The sequence below is a fragment of the Pseudolabrys sp. FHR47 genome (assembly GCF_005153485.1).
GTDB lineage: Bacteria > Pseudomonadota > Alphaproteobacteria > Rhizobiales > Xanthobacteraceae > Pseudolabrys.
The window spans coordinates 1330877-1352564 of sequence record NZ_CP039740.1 but is presented as its reverse complement, the minus strand read 5'-3'; the positions used below and the strand labels follow the sequence as shown (position 1 = coordinate 1352564).

22 protein-coding genes are annotated in these 21688 nt (G+C 64.0%); 9 read left to right on the top strand and 13 right to left on the bottom strand.

Features of this window, described 5'->3' with window-relative positions:
* Positions 1-40: 40 nt before the first annotated feature.
* The gene (locus E8Q40_RS06735; protein ID WP_168197757.1) at positions 41-505 is read right to left on the bottom strand and encodes a GtrA family protein; all 465 of its coding nucleotides are present in this window, start codon (positions 503-505) and stop codon (positions 41-43) included.
* Between the two features lie 133 nt (positions 506-638).
* Here E8Q40_RS06735 and E8Q40_RS06730 point away from each other — a divergent pair, with 133 nt between their 5' ends.
* The 3 genes from E8Q40_RS06730 to E8Q40_RS06720 are packed head-to-tail and all read left to right on the top strand — an operon-like array spanning position 639 to position 3352.
* Positions 639-1694 (top strand): glycosyltransferase family 2 protein, encoded by a 1056-nt coding sequence (locus E8Q40_RS06730; protein WP_137043649.1) that lies wholly within the window; start codon positions 639-641, stop codon positions 1692-1694.
* A 2-nt stretch (positions 1695-1696) separates the two neighbouring features.
* A complete protein-coding gene (locus E8Q40_RS06725) occupies positions 1697-2575 on the top strand; it encodes a ChbG/HpnK family deacetylase (protein ID WP_137043648.1) in 879 nt (292 codons plus the stop codon).
* A 54-nt stretch (positions 2576-2629) separates the two neighbouring features.
* Positions 2630-3352, top strand: coding sequence for a DUF2076 domain-containing protein (locus E8Q40_RS06720; RefSeq protein ID WP_137043647.1), 723 nt, complete (start codon positions 2630-2632; stop codon positions 3350-3352).
* A gap of 66 nt (positions 3353-3418) precedes the next feature.
* Here E8Q40_RS06720 and E8Q40_RS06715 read toward each other — a convergent pair whose 3' ends face one another.
* Positions 3419-4273 carry a L,D-transpeptidase gene (locus tag E8Q40_RS06715; RefSeq protein ID WP_137043646.1) on the bottom strand — a complete coding sequence of 285 codons (855 nt, stop codon included), beginning with the start codon at positions 4271-4273 and terminating at the stop codon, positions 3419-3421.
* Positions 4274-4526: 253 nt separating this feature from the next.
* Here E8Q40_RS06715 and E8Q40_RS06710 point away from each other — a divergent pair, with 253 nt between their 5' ends.
* Positions 4527-5162 (top strand): protein phosphatase CheZ, encoded by a 636-nt coding sequence (locus tag E8Q40_RS06710; protein WP_137043645.1) that lies wholly within the window; start codon positions 4527-4529, stop codon positions 5160-5162.
* 3 nt (positions 5163-5165) lie between these two features.
* On the opposite strand, the gene E8Q40_RS06705 is transcribed toward E8Q40_RS06710, so the two are convergent.
* Both E8Q40_RS06705 and E8Q40_RS06695 read right to left on the bottom strand, forming a co-directional pair.
* Positions 5166-6365, bottom strand: a complete 1200-nt coding sequence (locus E8Q40_RS06705; RefSeq protein ID WP_137043644.1) for an MFS transporter — start codon at positions 6363-6365, stop codon at positions 5166-5168.
* 135 nt (positions 6366-6500) lie between these two features.
* Positions 6501-7097, bottom strand: a complete 597-nt coding sequence (locus E8Q40_RS06695) for a hypothetical protein (protein WP_246663018.1) — start codon at positions 7095-7097, stop codon at positions 6501-6503.
* A gap of 313 nt (positions 7098-7410) precedes the next feature.
* Between E8Q40_RS06695 and groES the strand changes: the two genes are divergently transcribed.
* Entirely contained in the window at positions 7411-7707 is a 297-nt protein-coding gene (groES, locus tag E8Q40_RS06690; RefSeq protein ID WP_137043643.1) for a co-chaperone GroES, read from the top strand.
* A 36-nt stretch (positions 7708-7743) separates the two neighbouring features.
* Positions 7744-9384, top strand: coding sequence for a chaperonin GroEL (gene groL, locus E8Q40_RS06685; protein WP_137043642.1), 1641 nt, complete (start codon positions 7744-7746; stop codon positions 9382-9384).
* Between the two features lie 79 nt (positions 9385-9463).
* Here groL and E8Q40_RS06680 read toward each other — a convergent pair whose 3' ends face one another.
* Positions 9464-9913 carry an META domain-containing protein gene (locus tag E8Q40_RS06680; RefSeq protein ID WP_205995719.1) on the bottom strand — a complete coding sequence of 150 codons (450 nt, stop codon included), beginning with the start codon at positions 9911-9913 and terminating at the stop codon, positions 9464-9466.
* A gap of 223 nt (positions 9914-10136) precedes the next feature.
* On the opposite strand from E8Q40_RS06680, the gene E8Q40_RS06675 reads away from it, so the two are divergent.
* Together E8Q40_RS06675 and E8Q40_RS06670 are read left to right on the top strand one after the other, a co-directional pair.
* Positions 10137-11021 carry a dienelactone hydrolase family protein gene (locus E8Q40_RS06675; protein WP_137043640.1) on the top strand — a complete coding sequence of 295 codons (885 nt, stop codon included), beginning with the start codon at positions 10137-10139 and terminating at the stop codon, positions 11019-11021.
* 91 nt (positions 11022-11112) lie between these two features.
* Entirely contained in the window at positions 11113-11292 is a 180-nt protein-coding gene (locus E8Q40_RS06670) for a hypothetical protein (protein WP_137043639.1), read from the top strand.
* Positions 11293-11331: 39 nt separating this feature from the next.
* On the opposite strand, the gene E8Q40_RS06665 is transcribed toward E8Q40_RS06670, so the two are convergent.
* The 4 genes from E8Q40_RS06665 to E8Q40_RS06650 form a co-directional block, all read right to left on the bottom strand.
* Positions 11332-12663, bottom strand: coding sequence for an amidase (locus E8Q40_RS06665; RefSeq protein WP_137043638.1), 1332 nt, complete (start codon positions 12661-12663; stop codon positions 11332-11334).
* 22 nt (positions 12664-12685) lie between these two features.
* Positions 12686-14011, bottom strand: a complete 1326-nt coding sequence (locus E8Q40_RS06660) for a TRAP transporter large permease subunit (protein WP_137046621.1) — start codon at positions 14009-14011, stop codon at positions 12686-12688.
* Complete coding sequence (locus tag E8Q40_RS06655; RefSeq protein WP_137043637.1) at positions 14011-14616, bottom strand: TRAP transporter small permease subunit; 606 nt, start codon at positions 14614-14616, stop codon at positions 14011-14013. The genes E8Q40_RS06660 and E8Q40_RS06655 overlap by 1 nt, the downstream gene beginning before the upstream one ends.
* A 76-nt stretch (positions 14617-14692) precedes the next feature.
* The gene (locus E8Q40_RS06650; protein ID WP_137043636.1) at positions 14693-15820 is read right to left on the bottom strand and encodes a TRAP transporter substrate-binding protein; all 1128 of its coding nucleotides are present in this window, start codon (positions 15818-15820) and stop codon (positions 14693-14695) included.
* A 281-nt stretch (positions 15821-16101) separates the two neighbouring features.
* Here E8Q40_RS06650 and E8Q40_RS06645 point away from each other — a divergent pair, with 281 nt between their 5' ends.
* A complete protein-coding gene (locus tag E8Q40_RS06645; protein ID WP_137043635.1) occupies positions 16102-17841 on the top strand; it encodes an ABC transporter ATP-binding protein/permease in 1740 nt (579 codons plus the stop codon).
* Between the two features lie 85 nt (positions 17842-17926).
* Here the strand turns inward: E8Q40_RS06645 and E8Q40_RS06640 are convergent, their stop codons facing one another.
* The 4 genes from E8Q40_RS06640 to E8Q40_RS21910 all read right to left on the bottom strand — a co-directional run bounded on the left by E8Q40_RS06640 (position 17927) and on the right by E8Q40_RS21910 (position 21577).
* Positions 17927-18844, bottom strand: a complete 918-nt coding sequence (locus tag E8Q40_RS06640; RefSeq protein WP_168197755.1) for a TorF family putative porin — start codon at positions 18842-18844, stop codon at positions 17927-17929.
* 452 nt (positions 18845-19296) lie between these two features.
* A complete protein-coding gene (locus E8Q40_RS06635; RefSeq protein ID WP_137043633.1) occupies positions 19297-20364 on the bottom strand; it encodes a hypothetical protein in 1068 nt (355 codons plus the stop codon).
* Between the two features lie 134 nt (positions 20365-20498).
* Positions 20499-21200: a class I SAM-dependent methyltransferase gene (locus E8Q40_RS06630; RefSeq protein WP_137043632.1), complete on the bottom strand. Its 702-nt coding sequence runs from the start codon at positions 21198-21200 to the stop codon at positions 20499-20501.
* Between the two features lie 119 nt (positions 21201-21319).
* Entirely contained in the window at positions 21320-21577 is a 258-nt protein-coding gene (locus tag E8Q40_RS21910; RefSeq protein ID WP_205995711.1) for a hypothetical protein, read from the bottom strand.
* Positions 21578-21688 lie beyond the last annotated feature (111 nt).

The window sequence follows — 21688 nt, the reverse complement described above, 5'->3', positions numbered from 1 at the left end:
TTTGCGTCCAGACCGCCGCGGCCTGGCGGAAAGCTGCGTTCTACGCCGTCGGATTCTCGCTCGGTTTTTCGCGCTTCCGGAACACCACGAAGTGCGACAGCGAAAAATTGACCACGAAGCTGACCAGAATCGAGATGAGCTTTGCGGCCAGTACCGGCATCACATAGGAGAGCAGCACCAACGTAGTTGTTGAGGCGACCATGCCAGCAATGCCGGAAGCGACGAAGGTCGCATAATCGCGCCAGCGCAGCACCCGGCCGGACTCGGGGCCGAAGGTGATGAACGAATTCATCGCGTAGGAGAACGACACCGCCGTGACCCAGGCGATGACGTTGGCCGGCACCAGCCGCCAGCCGAGCAGTTGGTTCGCGGTCCAGAAAATGGAAAAGTCGATCGCCGTGTTGACCACGCCGATCATGGCAAAGCTGAGCGCCTTGAGCGCAATGGCCCGTTCGGCCCAGGCCACCTTGAGCCGATTGACGAGATTTTGCAGCGTTTCGATCATGTCGGTTTCCATATCATCCCCGTTCGCCAAGGTCTTGTCCGAAAAGGAGGTTCCCCGGATGCGCAGGGGCCGACCGGCATGGCGACAAGGCCGCGGCCATGCGCTATAGATCGGCGCCTAAACGGAGGATTACGTGCCTAAATCGCCGGCAAAACCCCGGAAACCTGCCAGTCGGACCGACAAGGCCCTCGCGCACAGCGCGCCGGCGGGCCTGTCGATCGTCGTCCCGGTCTACAACGAGGCCAAGGGCCTGCCGGCCCTGCACGAGCGGATTGCCGAAGTCGCGCGCTCGCTGACCAGCAAATACGGACTCGCCGTCGAGGTGGTCTATGTCGACGACGGCAGCCGTGACGATTCCTTCCGCGTGGCGCTGGCACTGTCCGCTCTGTCGCTCGACGTCCAGGCGATCGCGCTGTCGCGCAATTTCGGCAAGGAAGCCGCCCTCCTCGCCGGCCTCGACCATTGCCGGCACGGCGCCGTGCTGTTCATGGATGGCGATGGCCAGCATCCGCCGAGCCTGATCGGCACCTTGGTGTCGCGCTGGCTCGATGACGGTTACGACGTCGTCTATACCGCCAAGGCGCATCGCGAGAACGAGCCGTTCCTGCGCCGTCAGGGCGTCGCCGGATTTTACTGGCTGCTCAATTGGCGCGCGCGCCTGAAAATTCCGGAAGACGCCGGCGACTTCCGCCTCTTGTCACCGCGCGCGGCCGACGCGCTGCGCCAGCTTCCCGAGCGCAATCGCTTCTTCAAGGGCCTGTCGACCTGGATCGGCTTCCGTCAGGTGCGCGTCGATTACGAGCCGGCCGAGCGCGAGCACGGCGTGACGAGCTGGAACGTCTGGTCGCTGATCGGGCTTTCGATCGAAGGACTGACGTCGTTCTCGGTTGCGCCGCTGCGCGTCGCCAGCCTGCTTGGCGTTTTGCTCGCGGCATCCGCGCTATTATTCGGCCTCTGGATCCTGCTCGAGACCTTGTTGTTCGGCAAGGACGTGCCAGGCTATCCGTCGCTGGTGGTCAGCATCATGTTCATCGGCGCCGTACAACTGCTAATGATCGGCGTGCTCGGCGAATACATCGGCAAGCTGCTCTCCGAGGTCAAAGGCCGGCCGGTCTATGTCGTTGCCGAACACAGCCTGAAAGAGACCAGGGAAAACGTGCCACGCCCCGCTACCGCGGATGCGGAGTAGACGTGCCTGTGAGGACCCGCCGCATCTGGCTGTGCGCCGACGATTACGGCATGGCGCCCGGCGTCAATGACGCCATCCGCCAGTTGATCGCACGGCGGCGGCTCAACGCCACCTCGGTAATGACGGCGGCAACGCATCTCGACCGCGCCGATGCCGACGCACTGGTTGACGCCAACGTCGACGGACAGGCGGCAATCGGTCTCCACGTTACGCTCACCGCGCCGTTCAGGCCGCTGAGCGCCGGCTTTGCGCCGCTGCGCGACGGTGCGTTCCTGCCGCAAACCGAACTCATGCGGCTCGCCATGATGCGGCGGCTCAATGTCGAGATGCTGACCATCGAGATCGCGACCCAGGTCGAGGCCTTTGTCGGCTTGTTCGGCCGCCTGCCCGATTATCTGGACGGCCACCAGCATGTGCAGTTGCTGCCGCAGGTGCGCGATGCGTTCCTGAAAGTAACCGCCGAAGCCGTACCTGGCGCCTGGGTGCGCCAGTGCGGCCGGCCGCGCAACGCCCGCCCGCTGCACGAGCCCAAGGCGCTGGTGATCGACATCCTCAATCTCGGTTTCCGCACCAAAGCCGGTCGCCTCGGCGTTGCCACCAACCCGGCCTTCGCCGGGGCCTATTCGTTCAAACCGAAGGCCGATTTCCGCAAGATATTCCCGCGCTTCCTCAAGGGCCTGCCCGATGGTGGCCTGATCATGTGTCATCCGGGCTTCGTCGATGCCGAGCTACGCTCGCTCGACAGCCTGACGACCTTGCGCGAGCACGAATTCGCCTTTTTCAATTCGGATGCTTTCCCGGCCGTGCTCGCCGCGCATCATGTCGAACTGGCGAGTGCCACGCAGGCGCAGCCCTCTGGTACTGGCGGCAGCGCTTCCTAGATTCTGGTGGCGTGTGGCAGGTTTTGGGAGCTTGCACGCTTTGGGAGGATGTCCATGACGCCGCAGGAACGCCAGTTGATCGACGACCTGTTCGACAAGCTCGCCAAGGTCGAGGCGACGCCGCGCGATGCCGGAGCCGAGCGCGCCATCGCCGAAGCGTCGCAACGCGCGCCGCACGCCGTGTACGCGCTGGTGCAAACCGTGCTGGTGCAGGACGAGGCTTTGAAGCAGGCCGAAGCGCGCATCCGCGAACTGAGCGGTGAAGGCGAGGCGCCCGCCGGCGGAGGCTTCCTCGATTCCATGCGCAACGCGATGAGCGGCCGCGGCTCAGTGCCAAGCGTGCGCGCCGGCACCCCGGATTCACGTTGGAACACCGGTGGCGCTTTGTCGCAAGTGCAGCAGCCGACCTCGCCGTTCAACGCGCAGCCGCAAGGCCAAGCCGGCGGCCCGTCCTTCCTCGGCACTGCGGCGGCAACCGCCGCCGGCGTCATCGGCGGCTCGCTGCTGTTCAACGCGCTGGGCGGCCTGTTCGGCGGCCATCACAGCGGCAGCGCCAGCGCCAGTACGATGGCCGACGTGCCGCGCGATCACGGCTCAGGCAGCCCGTGGGGCGGTAACGACAATGCCGCCGGCAGCGACCTATCGCGCGAGGCCGGAGTCAACGATGTCGGCAGCGACCGGCGTGCCGGCTTGTTCGACGACGCCGATCAATACGACACCGCCGACAATGGAGATTTCGGCGATGACATGGGCGGCGATTTCGACGGTGACGTTTGAAAGCGTTTTCAAGCGAAGTGGATGCCGGTTCGCGTTAAGAAAACGCGTCGAACGGAAAAACGCAGCTCACATCACCTTGACCTTGGCGCCGACCTTGACGCGCTCATAAAGGTCCTCGACGTCGGCGTTGCGCATGCGGATGCAGCCCGACGACACGTTCTGCCCGATGGTCCACGGTTCGTTCGAGCCGTGGATGCGATACAATGTCGAGCCCAGATAAAGCGCGCGTGCGCCTAACGGATTGTTCGGCCCGCCCTCCATGTGGCGCGGCAGATAGGGCTGACGCTCCAGCATTTCCTTCGGCGGCGTCCAGTCCGGCCATTCCTTCTTCGCCGAAACGAGATGCGTACCGGCCCAGGTGAAGCCCGGCCGGCCGACGCCGATGCCGTAGCGCAGCGCGCGGCCGCCCGGCTGCACCAGATAGAGAAACTTGTTCGGCGTATCGATGACGATCGTGCCCGGCTCTTCGCTGCCGGTGTAGACGACTTCCTGCTTCTCGTAGATCGGATTGATCGGATAGTCGCGCGGCGGCAGCGGCTCACCGACGATCGGCCCGGTGCTGGCGTAGACCTGCTGAGCCGGCCCCGGTGGGCCGTAATAACCCTGCGGCGGCGCCGCGTATTGCTGCTGATATCGCTGCTGCTCATGCGGCAATGGTGCGTAGCCGCGCATGCGGTCGCTGCCGCCACCGCCACCGAAGATCGCCTCGATGAAGCCGCCGCCGAGATCGCGCTCCATGCGCTGCGGCTGCGCCACCACCACCATCGGCGGCGTCGCGGCCTGCATCTGCGCACGCGGCGCGGCGCGGCCCTGCGCCGGCGGCGCGTAATAATACTGCTGCGGCTGCGCGTAGTATTGCGCATGCGCCGGTCCGGCACAGACCAGCACTGCCACGACGAAGATGATTGAACGCTGACGCATCACGCAACTCACACAACAAGACAAGCGTCGTCCGCTCACACTCCCAATCAAGCATTGATTGGTAAATCGGACCATGCGCCGCGCGGTCGCGAGCGGACTTCGTCGCGCCAGCGTTTATTTTGAGTAAAATGCGGACGGCCTTGGTTAACCGCTGGTTTCTGAACTCCGCTCCGGTTTGATCTTATTGTCGCGTTGCAACGCGGCGTTAATTCACCATGCGGTAGACCTGAACACGGCAGACGGGGCGAAAAAAGTGCAACGCAAGGCGTTCAGGATCGAGGCGATGCTCGCGCCGCGGCGGCAGCCGGGCGCCGGCCTTGCCATGCGCAATCCGTCGTCTCATGCGACAACATCGTCGGCGAGCGACAATGTCGAAACGCTGATCGGGCTCAAGGCCGAACTTGCCGTCATCCAGGACTCGATCGCGCGCAACAAACGAGAGCTTTCCGCGCTGATCGGCGATGAGAAGGAACGCCGTCTGGTCCGTGCCGGTGACGAACTGAGCGCGGCGGTCGCGGCGATGCGCGGTGCCACCGACACCATTCTCGGCACCGCCGAAGCCGCCGACGACAGCGCCCGCACCCTCGCCGCCAGCCTCACGGACGACTTCAAGCGCGGCCTCGCCCAGGACATTCAGGAGCAGATCGTCAAAATCTACGAAGCCTGCAATTTCCAGGACATCGCCGGCCAGCACATTGGCAAGGTGATTGGTATGCTGGCCTCGGTGGAAAGCCAGCTCGAGGTCATCCTTGCGCGATGCGACAGTGTCCATGCCGCCGCCGAGCCGCAGGATGCGCCGACGAAGAGCAGCAACCTTCTCAACGGTCCCAAACTATCCGGCGATGCCGGCCACGCCACCCAGAGCGATATCGACCGGATGTTCGCCTGACGGCTACGCCGTCCGGTCCGGCCGCCTGATCACATAAAAGCAGACGAGCGCCGCCGTGCCGAAGGCGCAGGCCAAAGTAAGGGCCGCCTTGTCCGACGCGCCATCGATTACCACGGCCATGACGAGCGGCGCTGCCGACTGCACCAGCAGGAACGGAAAGGCGAGCCGGCCCATCAGCCGGCCGTAACCGGAGGCGCCGAACAGCGCCAGCGGCACCGCACCCCGCGCGATGGTGATGAGGCCGTTCGAGCCGCCGAAGATGATGGCGAAGGCCGCCGCAGCCGGGGCCGAAAAGCCGAAGACCGCAATCATGACGAAGCCGGCGAACAGGGTCGTCAGCGCAATGCGCGCGATCCAAAGCGGGTGCAGGTTGCGCCCGAAGGCGAATTCGATGACGCGCGCGCCGACCTGGGCGGGACCGAACAGCGCGCCGATCCACACCACGGTGTCGCTGTCGATACCGGAGCGCGCGAAGATCGCCAGGAGGTGCGCAGCGAGCCCCGACGGCACGAAGGCATAAACCGCAAAGCCGCCGGCGACGAGCATGAACGGCCAGCCGCGCGCCGGCAGAACTTTATCGGGCGCCTTGATGCCGTCGGATGGCGGCGCCTCGACTGCGAACCGGTGGCGCGGCAAGAGGAACGCATGCAGCGGCGCGGCGATGACGACAAGCAGCGCGGCATAGATGACATAGGTGCCGCGCCAGCCGACCAGCTCGGTGAGATAATGCGTTGCCGGCCAGCCGACCGTCGAGGCGAAACCGCCAGCGAGAGTGAGCGCCGTGATTGGCCGGCGCGCCGCGGCGCCGAAGATGCGGCCGAGCGAGGAGAAGGCCGCGTCGTAGAGACTCGCCGACAATGCCACGCCGAGCAGGATCCACACCGCGACATAGGCGACGCGATGTTCGGCGATCGTGATCAGAACAAGGCCGAGCGCGCCAGTAAGCGAGCCGGCCGTCATCACTACATGGCCGCCAAAGCGATCAATGGCGCGGCCGATGTAAGGCGCCGACAATCCGGCGGCGAGCAACGCGAAGGAAAAGCCGCCCATGGCGAACGACATCGACCAGCCGTGCTCGCGCGCGATCATCGGCACGATCAGAACCGGCGTGTAGTAGATGCCGCCCCACGCCAGGATTTGCGTGACGCCGAGCACCGGCACCGCGCGCCAGGGGCCGGTGAGGAAGTTGTGGGAGAATGTCATGAGCGCGCAGTACCAGATACTGTCATGCCCGGGCTTGTCCCGGGCATCCCGACAAGTGGGGCACCATGCCCTCCTAAGCGAGATGGCCGGGACAAGCCCGGCCATGACGACGATAGTATATGCGCGATTGACTAACTAGCGCGCCGCCGGCTTCGGCGCGGCAGCCGGCTTGGGCTTGGCCGCCGGCTTGCGCGGCTTGGCGGCCGGCTTCTTTTTGGCGCCTTCCGGCGCACACCGCACATAGATCATGTTGCCGTAGCGGCCCTGAACCTCGGGATCCATCCAGCGCAGGATGAGGACGCGGCCATCGAACTGCACCACCTCGCGATCCTGCTGGCTACCCGGCGGATCGCCATCGGGGCCGATAAAGGTCTTGCCGCCCGGCGCGCCCTTGAGGCGCAACTCGGTCGGCGTCGACTGGTCGGCCAGATGCATCATGACGCCGCCGGTCGGGCCGAGGGTGATGACATAAGGCTGTTTGCACTGGCCCGCGGCGTTTGCCTCGGTGCGCACGCGATCTTCCTCGCGGTGATAGGCGGCAAGGCCCCAGCTTCCGACGATGTCCTGCGGCGGGAAGCCGGGCGGCAAGGTCGGCACGACCGGCGGCGGCGGCGGCTCCGGCGGCGCCGACGGCGTCGTCGAGCAGCCTGCGATCCCGAGCGCCATGACACCGAGAACCAGAGCGGTCCGCAGGCGGGCGCCGGGCAGACCTTGGCGGCTAGCAAAGCTCATCGGGACTCCTGGAAACAGTTAGGCGTGCGACATTGGGGGGCATTGTCAGGCGGTGCAAGCAAAAGCCTTAACGCTCGGTACCCACGACTTGTGCCCTGAATGCGGCCACATTCGCGGAACAACCGCAGCTTGACACCCAACCCTTAAGGCAATATCTCCGCTGGCGCAATTGGCACTCTCTTTCCATGAGTGCTAAGGGGTTATGATCCCTGCATTTTCCGTCATAGCGCCGGAACTTCGGCGCTAGAAGTCCGGGCTCAGCCCGTCTCGTCCGTCGCGATCCAGTCCACGAAGAAGCCCCAGGAAAGTCCCCATGGCCAAAACCAAGTTTCGTCCCCTGCACGACCGCGTCGTCGTGCGCCGCATCACCGCCTCCGAGAAGACCAAGGGCGGCATCATCATTCCCGACACCGCGCAGGAAAAGCCGTCGGAAGGCGAAGTGATCGCCGTCGGCCCTGGCGGCCGCGACGAGACCGGCAAGCTCATCCCGCTCGACATCAAGGCCGGCGACCGCGTGCTGTTCGGCAAGTGGTCCGGCACCGAAGTGAAGATCGACGGTGAAGATCTCCTCATCATGAAGGAGAGCGACATCATGGGCATCGTCGGCTAAGCGCCCGCCAGCACCAATCAATTGGAGTAAACTCACATGGCTGCCAAAGACGTCAAATTCTCCGGCGACGCGCGCGACCGCATGCTGCGCGGCGTCGACATCCTCGCCAACGCGGTGAAGGTCACGCTCGGTCCGAAGGGCCGTAACGTCGTGATCGACAAGTCGTTCGGCGCGCCCCGCATCACCAAGGACGGCGTCACCGTCGCCAAGGAGATCGAACTCGAGGACAAGTTCGAGAACATGGGCGCGCAGATGCTGCGCGAAGTCGCCTCGAAGACCAACGATCTCGCCGGCGACGGCACCACCACCGCAACCGTGCTCGCGCAGGCGATCGTGCGCGAAGGCGCCAAGTCGGTTGCCGCCGGCATGAACCCGATGGACCTCAAGCGCGGCATCGACCTTGCCACCGCCGCGGTGATCAAGGACATCGAAAAGCGCGCCAAGAAGGTCTCGTCCTCGGCCGAAGTCGCCCAGGTCGGCACCATCTCGGCCAATGGCGACGTCCAGATCGGCAAGATGATCGCCCAGGCGATGCAGAAGGTCGGCAACGAAGGCGTGATCACGGTTGAAGAAGCCAAGGCGATGGAGACCGAAGTCGAGATCGTCGAAGGCATGCAGTTCGATCGCGGCTACATCTCGCCCTACTTCGTCACCAACGCCGAGAAGATGATCGCCGAGCTCGAGGACGCTTACATCCTCCTGCACGAAAAGAAGCTCTCTGGCCTGCAGGCGATGCTGCCGGTGCTCGAAGCTGTGGTGCAGTCGGGCAAGCCGCTCATCATCATTGCCGAGGACGTCGAAGGCGAAGCTATCGCCACGCTCGTCGTCAACAAGCTGCGCGGCGGCCTCAAGGTCGCGGCCGTGAAGGCCCCGGGCTTCGGCGACCGTCGCAAGGCGATGCTGGAAGACATCGCCATCCTCACCGGCGGCCAGCTCATCTCGGAAGACCTCGGCATCAAGCTCGAGAACGTTACCGTGAACATGCTCGGCCGCGCCAAGAAGGTCGTGATCGAGAAGGAAAAGACCACGATCGTCAACGGCGCCGGCAAGAAGGCCGAGATCGAGGCGCGCGTGCAGCAGATCAAGGCGCAGATCGAGGAGACCACCTCGGACTACGACCGTGAGAAGTTGCAGGAGCGTCTGGCCAAGCTCGCGGGCGGCGTCGCCGTGATCCGCGTCGGCGGCGCGACCGAGATCGAGGTCAAGGAGAAGAAGGACCGCGTCGAGGACGCGCTCAACGCCACGCGCGCTGCCGTGCAGGAAGGCATCGTGCCGGGCGGCGGCACCGCGCTGCTGCGCGCCAAGAAGGCCGTCGGCCGTCTGTCGAACGACAACGCCGACGTCCAGGCCGGCATCAATATCGTGCTCAAGGCCCTCGAAGCGCCGATCCGCCAGATCGCGGAAAATGCCGGCGTCGAAGGCTCGATCGTGGTCGGCAAGATCCTCGACGAGAAGTCGGAGACCTACGGCTTCGACGCGCAGAACGAAGAGTATGTCGACATGGTCGCCAAGGGCATCGTCGACCCGGCCAAGGTCGTGCGCACCGCCTTGCAGGACGCCGCTTCGGTGGCCGGCCTGCTGGTGACCACCGAAGCCATGGTCGCCGAGCTGCCGAAGGAAGCCGGTCCGGCCATGCCGCCGGGCGGCGGCATGGGTGGCATGGGCGGCATGATGTAAGGCGCCTGCCTCACGACAAATATGAAAGGCCCGGCGAAAGCCGGGCCTTTTTGTTTGTGCCGCCGCTACGACGACGGAGTCAGTGGCTTGACAGCCTGAAGCGCAGCGGCGTCCCCCCTGGCGCGCTCAGGATTACGCGGTCGCCCTGACGCTGCCATTCGCTTGCTTGCGTCAGTTGATCGAGCAGCTCGATGTCGGCCTGCATGCGCTCCGGGCTGCATTGCCCCGTGCTCATATAGAGCGGCAACGCCTCGGGCAGCGGCGCGGTCTGGACTCTGATTTCCGCACCATTCACCTCGAACAAAGCCGGCACGGTCTTGCACCACAAATCGACGGTGGTGCGGCCGTCCGCGCCGATGGTGAGCACTGGCACGCGTTTCACCTGTCCGATACGCGGAGCATCGAGCACCAGCACCTGGTCAAACGGAAATTGCTGGGCCAGCGCCGCGCCGCCGCCAAGACCCAAGGTCAGCAGAGACAAGGCAGCCGCCATCATCGATCGCCGCGCAAACGGGCGCATGAACATCATAATCGGCTCCGGACAGACCGGGACGCGGACGCGGCCGGGTTTTGGAATACCGGTGACATGAAGCCTCGCCACGGCAGGGTCAAGACGCCTTGATGGCGCATCGCCCCGTCGCGCGCCGCTGCCCACAGCATGACGGATATTTGACGACGCTGCGGCGCTTTCGCGCATCCCGGCGCGGCAGGCGCGCCATAATATGAAACCCAGCCGCAACCGGGAGACGTTCATGGAACCGCGCATCGATCAGAAGGTCGTCGACCTTTACGACAGCTTTACGCACGGCCTTATCGATCGCCGCACCTTCATAGAGCGGCTGACCGCGATCGCGGGCTCGGTTGCCGCCGCCACGGCAATGCTCCCGCTGTTGCAGAACGACTATGCCCGCGCCGCCATCGTGGCCGCCGACGATCCGCGCCTCGCGATCGAGAAGGCGTCCTACGACGCGAGCGGCACCCGGATGTCCGGCACGTTGGCGCGCCTTAAGGGCGACGCGAAAAGGCCGGCGGTCCTCGTCATCCACGAAAATCGCGGCCTCAATCCGCATATCGAGGACGTGACGCGCCGGCTGGCGCTGGCCGGCTTTCTCGCCTTCGGCGTCGACGCATTGTCACCGCTCGGCGGCACGCCGGCCGACGAGGACAAGGGCCGCGAGATGATCGGCTCGCTCAACACCGCGGAGACGGCGCAGCGTATCGCCGCCGCGGTGCCGTTTCTCGCCAAACACGAAGGTTCAACCGGTGCCGTAGGTGCCGTCGGCTTCTGCTGGGGCGGTGGGATGGTGAACCGCATCGCCGTGCTGTCGCCGGAGCTGAAAGCCGGCGTTGCCTATTACGGCTCCCAAGCACCCGCCGCGGACGCGCCGAAAATCCAGGCCGCGCTCCTGCTGCACTATGCCGGCCTCGACAGCCGTATCAACGCAGGCATCCCGGCCTATGAGGAGGCGCTGAAGGCCGCCGGCAAACGCTTTACGATTCACGTCTATCCGGACGTCAACCACGCCTTCAACAACGATACCGGCAACCGCTACGACAAGGCGGCGGCGGAACTGGCCTGGAGCCGCACCATCGCCTTCTTCACCGAGCACCTCGGTGCACCGCCGAAAGGCGCATGACAGCCCGCAAAAATTGTAGTGCGCGGCGCGCCGCAGGCGTTAAACTATCGCCAAATAACATCGCACGGGAAACGACAGGTCGAGGCTCCTCATGGCAGATGCAATCACCGCCCTGATCGGGGCCGTCATCATGATTGGCTATATGGTGCTGGTCGCCGGCAAGCTCGCAGCGCTGCCGCTGTGGATCTGCACGCTGATCGGCCTCGCCCTGATGCTGTGGGCGTTCTGGGGCGACGACTGGAAGCCGCTGTTCGTCCGCAACAAGAAATAGCGACGTCAGCGCGCCGCCGCGCGACCTTGCCGCAAACCGTTACTCTTCCAACTGCTCGACCAGCCAGTTCGCCGTGCGCAACAGCCGTGCGTCGTCGCCTTTGGCGCCGACCAGCTGCACGCCGAGCGGCATGCCGCCCTCGCCCGACAGGAGCGGCAGCGTCAGCGCCGGCAACCCGGTCAGGCTCCACAACGAATTGAACACCGGACTGCCGGTTGCCTCACCCACCGGCGCGACACCGGGCGTTGCCGGCGTCAGGATCGCGTCGTATTCGTCAAACACCTTCATCAAGCCCGCTGCGTAACCGCGCGCGTTGCGCTGCGCGTCGAGATAGCGCACCGCCGGCACGGCGCGGCCGTCGGCAAGCAGGTCACGCATCTGCTGGCTCAGCACATCGCCGCCGCGCTTGAGCAGCGGATCGAAATTGTGCGCCATGTCCGCCGCCATGATGACACGCTGGTCGTCCCAGGCGACGGCATAGGCGTCAGGCAAGGCAACCTCGACAATCCGGTCGCCGAGCGCCGCCACCAGTTCCTCGAAGGCGGCATGGGCCTGGGCGTCGGCCTTGTCCCAGACGGGCGTGCGCACGAAGGCGAGCCGCGGCGGCAGTGGCGGCTCTTCGGCCACCAGCCCGAGAAAATCCGGCGCGGCCACGGGCTTCGTGTCCGGGTCGTTCGGATCGTAACCGGCCAGCACTTCGAGGATGAGCGCCGCATCGGCCAGCGAGCGGGCGAACACGCCGACATGATCGAGCGAGCGCGATAATTCGAGCGCGCCATGGCGCGAGATCAGCCCATGCGTTGGCTTGACGCCATAGACGCCGCAGAACGAGGCCGGACGGATCATCGAGCCATTGGTCTGGGACCCGACCGCGAGCGGTACCATCGCCGCCGCCACCGCCGCCGCCGAGCCCGACGAGGAGCCGCCGGGCGTGCGGGTGAGATCGTGCGGGTTGCGCGTCGGCCCCGGCGAGAAATAAGCGAGTTCAGTCGTCACCGTCTTGCCGATGATGACAGCGCCGGCCTCGCGCAGCCGGGCAACCACCGCGGAATCGCGTGTCGGCTGCCGGCCCCTGAACAGCGCCGTGCCGTACTCGGTCTTGTAGTCGGCGGTGTCGAACAGGTCCTTGATGGCGACGGGAAGGCCGTGCAGCAGGCCGATCGACAGCCCGTTGCGCCGCCGCTCGTCGACTTCCCGGGCCTGGGCCAGCGCCGCATCCGGGTCGAGATGCACGAAGGCCCGCACCTCGCCGTCGATCGCGGCGATGCGGTCGAGACAGGCGCCGACATACTCCTCCGAGCTGAAGTCACCATTGGCAATATGCTCGGCCGCCTCGATGGCGGTCAGGCCCGTCAATTCCTCGTCCGTCACGCTCGTCTCACCTGTAAGCCGCTCACTTGTACAGCGTGCGCGGCAGCCACAACGCAATGTCCGGGAATATATAGACCAGCGTCATGGACAGGAACACCAGGAAAACGAACGGCAAGGCGCCGGAGAAGATGTCCGTCAATTTGACGTGCGGCGGTGACACGCCCTTCAGGTAATAGGCCGCCATCGCCATGGGGGGCGTGTTGAACGAGGTCTGGATGTTGAGCGCGACCAGAATGCCGAACATCAACGGGTCGACGCTGAAGGTCTTCAGCAGCGGCAGGAAGATCGGCACGAAGATGATGATGATTTCGGTCCACTCCAGCGGCCAGCCGAGCAGGAAGATGATGAACTGGGTGAGGATCAGGAAGCCGGTCGAGGACAGGTTGGCCGCCAGCACCCAGTGCTCGATGACCTCATGACCGCCGAGATAGGAGAACACCGAGGAGAAGGTCCACGACCCGATGAACAGGTAGCAAACCATCGCCGAAGTACGGGCGGTGAGATACACCGCCTCCTTCAGGCGCTGGAAGGTCAGCGATCCATATGCCGCCGCCAGCACGATCGAGCCGCCGGCGCCGACGGCCGCAGCCTCCGACGGAGTCGCCAGACCAAGCAGGATGGCGCCGAGCACCGACAGGATCAGAATTGCGAGCGGAAAAAACGAAGTCATCAGCGCCCAGGCAACCTCGGCGAACGGGATCGGCTTGTCGAACTCCGGCGGCCGCGGCGCCAGCTTCGGATTAATCATCACGCGGGCGATCACATAAAGGATGTAGAAGCCCGCCAGCATGAAGCCAGGGATGAACGCGGCGGCGTAAAGCTGCACCACCGAGACCGACGTCGTCGCGCCATAAAGAATGAGCAACACGCTCGGCGGAATGAGAATACCGAGACAGCCGCCGGCGCAAATCACACCTGCGGACAGCTTGGTGTCGTAGCCGGCCTTCAGCATGGCCGGGAATGCCAGCAGTCCCATCAGCGTCACCACGGCACCGACGATGCCGGTCGCGGTCGCGAACAGCGCACAAGTAACGAGCGTCGCCACCGCGAGCGATCCTGGCACATTCCGGGCCGCCATCTGAATGGAATAGAACAGCCGATCGAGAATATTGGACCGCTCGACCATGTAGCCCATGAACAGGAACAGCGGCACCGCGGTCAGCACGTCGTTCGACATGACGTCGTAGGTGTTCGTGACGAGCAGGTCGAAGATACGCGGTCCCATCGCGTAATAGCCGAAGATCACGCCCATCGCGATGAGTGTGAAGGTGATGGGGAAGCCGAGCAGGATAATGACGATGAAGCCGGCGAGCTGGATGATGCCGACTTCCGGATTGGTGAAGGACATCATTGCTTGGCCCCAACGTGCAGTTCTTCTTCGATACGGCGGCGATCCTCCGCCTCATGCAGAATCGCCGATTCCATTTCCTCGACGTCGTGCAAACGCGACGGCCAAGCGCCATCGCGAATACATACGATACAGCGAACGATCTCGGCGAAGCCCTGCAACAGCATGAAGAAGGCGGCGATCGGGATCAGCGTCTTGTGCGGATAAACCGGGGCCCCGGTCGGGCTGTAGATGCTGACTTCATGGATCTGCCAGGATACCTGGGCATACGGAATGCCATACCAAAGCAGCGCGCCGAAACCGGGAATGAAGAAGATGATGTAGAGAACGAGATCGATGGAAGCCTGTACCTTCACAGGCATCATGCGGTAGAGCACGTCGCCGCGGACATGACCGTTGCGCGACAAGGTGTAGGCGCCGGCCATCATGAAAAGCGCGCCATACATGAAATAGGAAAGGTCGAAGGCCCAATTGGTCGGCGCCCGCAGCACGTAGCGCACGAACACCTCGTAGCAAGTGCCGAGTGTCATGACGATGATGCACCAGCCGAAGGCCTTGCCGACCCCGGCGCTGAGCCGGTCGATGAAGAGCAGGACTTTTTCCACGGAAAATCTCGCGAGTGTAGTGGCGCAAAATATCGCCGGGGCGGATGGCCGCCCCGGCGATCGGCATCGTGAAGGTTCAGACCTTCATCGGTCCAAAGTAGTGCTCGTAGGCGGACTTGAAGTCAGCCTCGTTGTTGATCGAATAGAAGGCAACGCGCTTGGCGTAGGCCTTCTGGCTCTCGAGGATCTTCTTGATCATCGGCCCCTGGGCGGAATCGCCGGAGATCTCCCCGATGACCTTGTCCCAGGCCGCGAGCTGCGCCTTGAACACCGACACCGGCGTGCGCTTGACCTGCACGCCGTGCTTCGTGATCAGGGTCTGCAGATCGTTCGAGTAGATGTCGGAAGCCTTCCAGCCGCCGTCGGCCGACGTCGCCTGCACGGCGATCCTGAGAAGCTCCTGCTGCTCCTTGGCCAGACCGTCGTACTTGCCCTTGTTGAAGACCACTTCAATGGCTTCCGAAGCCTGGTGATACGAGCCGAGATAGTAGTTCTTGGCGACGTCCTGCGCGCCGAAGCGGCTGTCCGAGGTCGGGTTGTTGAACTCGAACGCATCGATGACGCCCTTTTCCATCGCCGGCAGGATTTCCGGCCCCGGCAACTGCGCAACGCTGGCGCCCATGGCCTGCATCACGTTCGAGGCTAGACCGACGGTGCGATACTTGAGGCCCTTGAGATCTTCCGGGCCATTGATTGGCTTCTTGAACCAGCCGAGCGGCTGGGTCGGCATCGCGAAGGAGAAGAAGCCGACGACGTTGAGCTTCAGGGTGTCCTGAGTGAGCTCACGATACAGCTTGTCGCCGCCGCCATAATAGAACCAGCTCATGAACTGATCGGCATTGGTGCCGTAGACCGGACCGGTGCCGAACAGCGAGGCGGCGCGGTGCTTGCCATACCAATAGGCCGGGACGCTCCAGTTCGCATCGAGCACGCCGGTCGAGGTCGCGTCCATCACCGAGAACGGCTTCACAACCGCGCCCGAGTTCAGGAAGTCGATCTTGAGGCGGCCGCCGCCCATGGCGTTGACCTTGGACACGTAGTCACGACCGTAATCGCTGAGGATGTCGGTCGGGCCGAAGCCGCTCTGCATCTTCAGGGTTACGGTTTGCGCGCGCGAAACCTGCGGCATTGCAATCGTTGCGACGCCGGCGACCGCGGCGCCGCCGAGAAACCGGCGACGGGACGTAGCCGTGGATTTAGCCATTCTGAAACCCTCCCTTGGGTGATTGTTTCCTCAGTGTTCTTTTTTGTATAAAACATTTTTCATCGGGTCTTATTCCTTGGTCTGTGCACGAGCCTCAAGACCAAGCAACCCTTGAAGAATTATCGTAGAGGCGTCTGCGAATGGACGCAACCTTGGCCGGGTGGGCCTGCCCACCGAAAGCCCTTTTTCCCATATTGAGAAACAGCGACATTGTTTCGCATGTGCGAAGCTGTCGCTGGCTTGTGCTGACTTTCCGGTCCGGCCGTTAAAGGAGACCTCCCTTGAGAGGAATTATCGCAATGCTCGCCACTGTGTGGCGTATCGCAAGCCCATACTTCCGTTCCGACGACCGATGGGCCGGACGCCTGCTGCTTGCCGCCATCATTGCCATCGAACTCGGCATCGTGGCGATCACCGTGCTAATCAATCAATGGAACGCGCGCTTTTATAATGCGCTGCAAGATCGAAACTGGGACAGCTTCGTCTACGAACTCGGCTACTTCTGTGTCCTCGCTGCGATTTTCATCGTCGCGGCGGTCTATCAGCTCTATCTAAACCAGTGGCTGCAAATCCGCTGGCGGCGTTGGATGACGCAGGCTTATCTCGGCCACTGGCTCGAGGGCTCCAATCATTACAGAATGCAGTTGCTCGGCGACGCCGCCGACAACCCGGACCAGCGCATCGCCGAAGACATCAGATTGTTCATCGAGGGCGGCATCCTGCCGCTCGGCCTCGGCCTGTTGAATTCGGTCGTGACCCTCGTTTCGTTCAGCGTCATTCTCTGGTCGCTGTCGGCGGCTGCACCGCTGCATGTATTCGGCACAGCCTGGCACATACCCGGCTACCTGTTCTGGGCGGCGCTGCTCTACGCCATCCTCGGCACGGCGCTGACGCACTGGATCGGTCGGCCGCTGGTCGCGCTCAATTTCCAGCAACAGCGTTATGAAGCCGACTTCCGCTTCAGCCTCGTGCGCGTGCGCGAGAACGCCGAGCAGATCGCGCTGCTCGAAGGCGAGAAGGCGGAGCGCGATCAGTTGCTCGGCCGCTTCGCGCGGCTCGCCGACAACTGGATGGCGATCATGTCCCGCACCAAGCGCCTGACCTTCCTGACGGCCGGGTATGGTCAGATCGCATCCGTTTTCCCGATCGTCGTCATCAGCCCGGCCTATTTCGCCGGCGCGGTGCAGCTCGGCGGGCTGACGCAGACCGCCTCCGCTTTCAGCAGCGTGCAGGGAGCGCTGTCGTTCTTCGTCGATGCCTACAGGCGGCTGGCTGAATGGAGCGCGGTCATCGAGCGTCTGGACGGCTTCGACCGCTCGATCCAGACGGCCCGCCAGGTCGCCGCGACGCCGCCGGTCATCGCCGTCGGCCCGGGCGATAGCGCCGCGGTCGAAATCAGGGACTTGGCGGTCAAGCTGCCGAACGGCACGCCGCTGGTGAGCGCGCAAGAACTCACCATCGCGGCTGGCGACAAGGTGCTGGTCACGGGGCCGTCCGGCTCGGGCAAATCGACGCTGTTCCGCGCTTTGGCCGGCATCTGGCCGTTCGGGTCGGGCGTTATCCGCGTGCCGAAGGGCGCCAAGGTCATGATCCTGCCGCAGCGGCCCTACTTCCCGATCGCGTCGCTGACCGACGCGATCGCCTATCCGGCCGAGCCGGGCACTTACGAAGCTGCCGACATTCCCGGTCTCGTCGCCGCGGTCGGGCTGCCGGCGCTCGCGGAGCGTCTCGACGAGGAAGCGCATTGGAACCGGATGCTGTCGCTGGGCGAACAGCAGCGCCTCGGCATTGCGCGGGCGCTGCTGCTGAAGCCGGACTATCTGTTCCTCGATGAAGCGACCGCTTCGCTCGATGAGGCCGCGGAGGCGGCCGTGTACCGGCTGTTGGCGGAGCGATTGCCGGGCACGACCATCGTCTCGATCGGCCATCGCTCGACGTTGCATGCCTTCCACGGCCGCCGCCTCAACCTGGAACGCCAGACCGAAGGCGCGCACCTGCGCGAAGAGGCCGCGACCGGATGATCGGCCGGCGCAACCGGCAATAAAAAACGGCGGTCCTTGCGGGACCGCCGTTTCTCTTTGGCCGGAGAGGCCGATCAGATTCGGCTTACTTGAGAGCCGAGAGCATGGTGTCGAACTTGAGCGACGCGACGAACGTGCCCTTGCACCAGCTGCCCGCCTGGTTGCCCGGCGCAACCGCCAGGAACGCCAAGCAGTCCGTCGTGCTCTGGTCGGTGTCGTGGTAGCGCAGGTCGAGGGTGAGCGCCTTGTAGGTGAAGGCGATACCAGCGTTCCAGTAGGTGTAGCTCGGGTTGACGCCCGCGCCGGCGACGCCGGTGCCGGCGCCCGAAGCGACGAAGCCGCTATCCTTGATCCACCAGTGACCGAGTTCGCCCGATACGAAGGCGCCGATGCCGTTCGTGGTCCACGGCAGCACCCACTTGGCGGTCAACGAACCGTAGGTCGCGCCGGCCTTCTGGCTGCCGACACCCGAGTTGGCGAAGGTCGTGCTGTAGTGCAGGAGGTCCGGCGTCCAGAAGACGTTGGCACCGACGCTCAGATCCGGGGTGATGGCGTAGCCGAACTTGCCGTAGATTTCGTAGAAATCGCTCTGGCTGGTGAAGCCGTTCCAGGTTTCACGCGGGTAGTAGTAGTAGATCAAGCCGAGGTCGACCGAGAACGCGCCGAAGGTGTTGCGCCAGCCGCCGTAGAGATCGACTTCAGCCGACGGATTGGTGAAACCATACTGCGGCGCGGTGCCCGGCCAGTCGATGCCGTAGGCCGCGATACCGGCGTAGAGCGTGCCGAAACCGATCGAAAGCTGCGGCTCGAAGTAGGCGCCGCCCGACCAGCCGCGGTTCGACTGCGAAACGCCGCGGAAATTGTAGTCGCTCATCACGACGCCGCCGAAAGCGATATCGAAAATGGTCGGCGCCGGAGCCGCGACGACCTTCTTGGCCTTCACCGGCATATCCGCGGCAAACGCGGGCGCGGCGGACAAAGCGACCGCGGCGACTGCTGACATCAAAACCTTCTTCATAGGACCCTGCCCCTTACTTTCCGATCAGCGTTTGCCGATCCACCCGCCCGTCCCGGTTGCGCAGTTCGCATTGCGAAAAGCCGCGGTACGTCCCCTACGCAACAGGGCGTGCATTACCGTCATTTTTCGTCCGGAGTCATGCAAATCAGCAAGCCAAAAACAGTAGCAATTGCTGCCTTATTAGGCGTCTGGGGGTTCTTTCCAAAGATTCAAGACCGTTGTTGCAGCAATGTCACATTCGGGACCAGGGGGCGAAAATGGACAGGCGCAAGATGGAAAATCCTTTTATTTGCGGGGGCTTTTTGACCATCACCATTGTTTATTCATACGCCGGTTGTATCGGCAAACTGACGCGGTATCGCAGTCCTCGCGTCACAAAAAAGGCCGGCCTGCCGCGTGGACAAGCCGGCCGTACTTCACCCCACCGGGGGAGGCGCTCAGGCCGCCGCCTTCTTGCGGTTGGCGGCGAGTCGCTCATCGACCAGCGCCACCTGGGCGTCGATCGCCGGATGGCTGAGGCCCTTCTGCTTGGCGATAAGCTGCACCAGCTTGTCGGCGCGCTCGATATTCGGTGCCCCGTTATTGAGCGCCCGCGCGGCCGACGCCGGACGCGACAGCGACTGCGCCGCGGCGGCATATTTCTCGAACGGCACGAGGTCGTTCGGTGAGGCGCCGAGCTTGACACAGAGGTCGAACACGAAGTTGTAGACCGACTTCGATTCCTCAATGTCGGTCCACACCGCCTCCTGCGCGGTGCGCATACCGTCCTTGGTGATGCAACGGTAGTTGCCGGCGAGCAGCATCGACCACTTGGCGAGCGGCACCCAGATCGAATCGTAGGCCTTCAGTTTCACCGGCAATTCGATCTTGCCCTCGGGCGCGTCGAAACGCGCGGCGTCCACGTCCTTCTCGAGGTTGCGGATGATCTGCGTGTCCTTCTCGTCGTCGAAGCGCGCGCATTTGAAATTGGTCGGCAGAGTCACGAGGAGTTCGTTCGCCTTGCCATCCGGCGGGCGGATCGCCTGCGGGTCGGGGCTGTTGAGAGTGATCTTCTTCGGATCGATGGAATCCCAGACGCGCGGGTCGGTATAGGCAGCTTCGAGCGCCGCGTAATCGAGACCGGGGATGCGCTTGATATAGGGCAGCGGCGGCATGTTCATGATCGACATGCACGGCACCCGCGATTTGCCGACCGCGTCGAGCAATTGGCGCACGCCGTCCGAGCGGTACTGCGGCTCCTGCATGCACAGGCCGACAAGATCGTATTTCGACGGATCGACGCCGGTCGCGGGACCGGCCGTGACCTTGCCCGGCAGCTTGCGCGATTCGAGCAGCACCGGATCCTTGCGGCCGCGCACCGGTAGCGTGACCTTGAAGCCTTCCGCGTTGATCAGGTCGGCCTCGGCCGGCAGGCACACCAGATGAATCGAGTGTCCGCCAAACAGCAGCTTGGAGGCCAGCAGCGATCCGTATGACGCGCCCATGAGAAGGATGTTGTACGGCATGGTGGAAGGCTCCCTCGCTTCTTTTCTGGTGACTTTTGAGAATGTTGTTACCGGCCGGCCAAGGGGCGGCGGCCGGGTAAGGCCAAGTCGTCGGGATGCTAGGCGTCCCGGCGGGGCGATGCAATCGCCCCGCCCTATCCGGCCCGCAGCCGGAATACAGCAATGCTATCGAGATGGCCGATCCGGTGTTCCGGGGGCAGATGGCGTACGCTCGTCATTTCGGCACGCCCTTCGAGCCGCTCGCGATAGTTCCTGATCCAGTAGGTCGTTTCCGGATGACGATCCGGATGCTCGCCCTTACGCTCGCTCCACGGCTCACACAAGACAAGCCACCGCCTGGTGACGCGAAGAATCTCGTCGAGGCTCGCATCAATCGCTTCCGGCCCGACGCATACCAGCATGACGCTGGTCAGCGCGATGTCGACGCTCTTATCGGCAAAGGGCAAGGCATCGGTAGAGGCGAGCACAAGCTCGGCGGCCTGGCCCTCGGCGGCCAACCGGCGGCGCGCCTCGGCCAGCACCGTTGGCGACAGATCGGTGCCGGTGAGACGCTCGAACGATCGAACCTGGCTAATGGCCCACAGATTGGCTCCGGCGTGACATCCGATCTCCAGCAGGGAACGTCCGTCGAGATCTTTGACGACTTCGGCGATGGCGCGGCGGGCCGGTGCATGGCGGGACTGCCAATAGAATTCGACGAGCCCCGGATCGGTCTGGTCACGGGTGCGCCACCACGTCTTGGCGTGGTCGGTATCGAAGCGCGGCATCCGGGCCTGACGAACGAGATGCGTCAGCCGCGGACCAATGACCTGTTTGATGAACTCTCTCAGGGACATGCTCGGGCCGCGGCAAGCGCTTGCGCAAAACAAGACGGGCGGCTGCGCGCTTACGTCGCCCAGCCGCCCCGTTTGAAACGCCTTACCGACAGCCGGTCGTAAGAACCGGCTCCGACCGACTATTGCCCGTCGCCCATGCCGCCGAAGCTTGGCGTCGACGGACCCGGACCTGCCGGCGGCGGAACGGCCGGAGCGGGCGCGGGTTTTGGCGCAGCTTTCTTCTTTGGCGCAGCCTTCTTGGCTTTCTTCGCGGACTTTGTCGTCTTCTTGGCCGATTTCTTCTTGGCCGCTACGACTTTCTTCGTCTTCTTGGTCTTTGCTTTCTTGACGGACTTCTTGGCAGCTTTCTTGGCCGCCTTCTTACGCTTCTTCGCCATGATCGACCTCCGGTCGTGTTTGAACAGATTCGAGTCAGCAGCCGCGGCTTGGCGCGCGGCCCTTACGCAAGGCTCGTACAAATGACCGCCTTCGCCAGACGCATCGGCCTG

Excerpts from the sequence above, each read along its gene's own strand:
- E8Q40_RS06720 (WP_137043647.1), top strand. The coding sequence starts at position 2,630 with ATGACGCCGCAGGAACGCCAGTTGATCGACGACCTGTTCGACAAGCTC.
- E8Q40_RS06630 (WP_137043632.1), bottom strand. The coding sequence starts at position 21,200 with ATGTCCCTGAGAGAGTTCATCAAACAGGTCATTGGTCCGCGGCTGACG.
- E8Q40_RS06735 (WP_168197757.1), bottom strand. The coding sequence starts at position 505 with ATGATCGAAACGCTGCAAAATCTCGTCAATCGGCTCAAGGTGGCCTGG.
- E8Q40_RS06650 (WP_137043636.1), bottom strand. The coding sequence starts at position 15,820 with ATGGCTAAATCCACGGCTACGTCCCGTCGCCGGTTTCTCGGCGGCGCC.
- E8Q40_RS06660 (WP_137046621.1), bottom strand. The coding sequence starts at position 14,011 with ATGTCCTTCACCAATCCGGAAGTCGGCATCATCCAGCTCGCCGGCTTC.
- E8Q40_RS06695 (WP_246663018.1), bottom strand. The coding sequence starts at position 7,097 with ATGAGCTTTGCTAGCCGCCAAGGTCTGCCCGGCGCCCGCCTGCGGACC.
- groL (WP_137043642.1), top strand. The coding sequence starts at position 7,744 with ATGGCTGCCAAAGACGTCAAATTCTCCGGCGACGCGCGCGACCGCATG.
- E8Q40_RS06680 (WP_205995719.1), bottom strand. The coding sequence starts at position 9,913 with ATGATGTTCATGCGCCCGTTTGCGCGGCGATCGATGATGGCGGCTGCC.
- E8Q40_RS06675 (WP_137043640.1), top strand. The coding sequence starts at position 10,137 with ATGGAACCGCGCATCGATCAGAAGGTCGTCGACCTTTACGACAGCTTT.
- E8Q40_RS06715 (WP_137043646.1), bottom strand. The coding sequence starts at position 4,273 with ATGCGTCAGCGTTCAATCATCTTCGTCGTGGCAGTGCTGGTCTGTGCC.
- E8Q40_RS21910 (WP_205995711.1), bottom strand. The coding sequence starts at position 21,577 with ATGGCGAAGAAGCGTAAGAAGGCGGCCAAGAAAGCTGCCAAGAAGTCC.
- E8Q40_RS06640 (WP_168197755.1), bottom strand. The coding sequence starts at position 18,844 with ATGTCAGCAGTCGCCGCGGTCGCTTTGTCCGCCGCGCCCGCGTTTGCC.
- E8Q40_RS06705 (WP_137043644.1), bottom strand. The coding sequence starts at position 6,365 with ATGACATTCTCCCACAACTTCCTCACCGGCCCCTGGCGCGCGGTGCCG.
- E8Q40_RS06635 (WP_137043633.1), bottom strand. The coding sequence starts at position 20,364 with ATGCCGTACAACATCCTTCTCATGGGCGCGTCATACGGATCGCTGCTG.
- groES (WP_137043643.1), top strand. The coding sequence starts at position 7,411 with ATGGCCAAAACCAAGTTTCGTCCCCTGCACGACCGCGTCGTCGTGCGC.
- E8Q40_RS06670 (WP_137043639.1), top strand. The coding sequence starts at position 11,113 with ATGGCAGATGCAATCACCGCCCTGATCGGGGCCGTCATCATGATTGGC.